The following is a 1,542-nucleotide window of genomic DNA, read 5'->3' as shown; positions in this document are numbered from 1 at the left end:
AAGTGCTGCGGGGGGACCGCCCGACGGCCGGCCACACCCCGCAATCGCCGTCCGCGATGCCATCAACTGCCCATTACCCGACGGCAACACCGACACTCTCGCCAAAGCCGCCGACGCCTGGGACCGGCTCGGCCGGGTGTACGTCAACACCAATGCCAAAGACAAGATCACGATCGCAGCCAGCCTCTTCCAAGGCGTCACCTCCAAGGACGCTACACAGGTCCACGAAGACCTGAAAACCATCGAGAATTCTATCGGCGAGCTCCTGAATCTGTGCAACCAACTCAGCAAAGCCTGCACCGACTACAAAGACTCGATCATCGAGCTACGCAACCAGATCAACGGATTCATCAACGCTATCGTCGCGGATGCGGCACTCGACTTGGCGTTTACCGTTGTCGCAACATGCTTGGCTCCCGGGCCGGGAACCATGCTCGCCGGCGCCAAGGCCGTCGCATCAGCCAAGAAGTGGGCTACTAGGATTGGCGATGCAGTCTCCGCTTGGCGGAAAAGGAAATTTGTACAACTCGCAGGAATCGCCGAGAATGTGAAGACCACATGCAAGGCGGCCTGGAAATCCATGCAGGACCTATACGAACGCATCCGAACCGGGATTAGCTCTAAGCTAACTCCTCGATCACCGCTGAGCAAGACATTGGACGGCGCCTCGGTCTGCACCGATCGAATGCTGCCAACGAAGGGAACGCCAAATTCGTACATGGTAAAAAAGGATGCCAACGGAAATATAACGCACTACACCTACTTCGACGAAGACGGAATCGCCACCAAACGAGTCGATCTCACCGGAAAATCCCACTTTGACAAGACCACCGGCCAGGAGATACCAACACCGCATGTTGTTGACATAAAGAAGAATCAGAACCCGAAAACCGGCGAATACTTCGGGCAGACCCTACCCGGCTCGGTTCGCGCGGCGACACCGGAGGAGATACCGTAATGCCACCCAATAGTCAATCCAACGACTTTATCACTAATGCTCTCGCGCGTTCACTGAGCACAAATGCAAGCGATCGACTTGGCGCGATACAAGACTTGGCCGCGTGGGCCAGCTACGCGGCGGTGCTTTCCCGGCTCAGTGAAATGCTGCACGACCAGAATGTCACCGTGATGATCGATGCGGCTGAAGCGCTAGCCCGGTTCGGAGGTCGGGGCGGGATCCATGCCATCGCTGTCGAACTCGGCCGGACCGTCGATGACCCCGATGCCGACTACATCATGTACAAAATCGAAGAACTCGAAGCGCTGGGCGAGGTACCAGTCCTGAACACGCTGAGATCTTTTGACGTCGTCGGCGAATCCGATGACTTTCGCCGCGGCATGACCGATATCGAACAATACATGGGGCATCACAACCCACGCTGATCAGATTATCGGATGGGTGCGACCCTTCGGGGTGAACATGGTTGCAGAGCAGTCGCATTGAGCCTTCCGGGCAAGCGGTGCTGCGGCAGATTGACCTGCGGACAAACCGGAAAGTGTTGGGCGACAATGCGAAAGCGTGAAGGCGCCCTGGTAGAGGTC

2 protein-coding genes are annotated in these 1,542 nt (G+C 57.2%); both read left to right on the top strand.

Annotated features, from left to right (window positions below; genetic code table 11):
* Positions 1-958: polymorphic toxin type 24 domain-containing protein (locus tag ACFWPJ_RS32485; RefSeq protein WP_378857299.1), on the top strand; the 958-nt coding region annotated here is incomplete at its 5' end.
* A gap of 95 nt (positions 959-1,053) precedes the next feature.
* Complete coding sequence (locus ACFWPJ_RS32480) at positions 1,054-1,383, top strand: hypothetical protein (RefSeq protein ID WP_378857297.1); 330 nt, start codon at positions 1,054-1,056, stop codon at positions 1,381-1,383.
* Positions 1,384-1,542: the final 159 nt, after the last annotated feature.

It is taken from the genome of Nocardia sp. NPDC058497 (assembly GCF_042720195.1).
Taxonomy (GTDB): domain Bacteria; phylum Actinomycetota; class Actinomycetes; order Mycobacteriales; family Mycobacteriaceae; genus Nocardia.
This window is presented reverse-complemented; position numbering and strand designations above follow the sequence as displayed.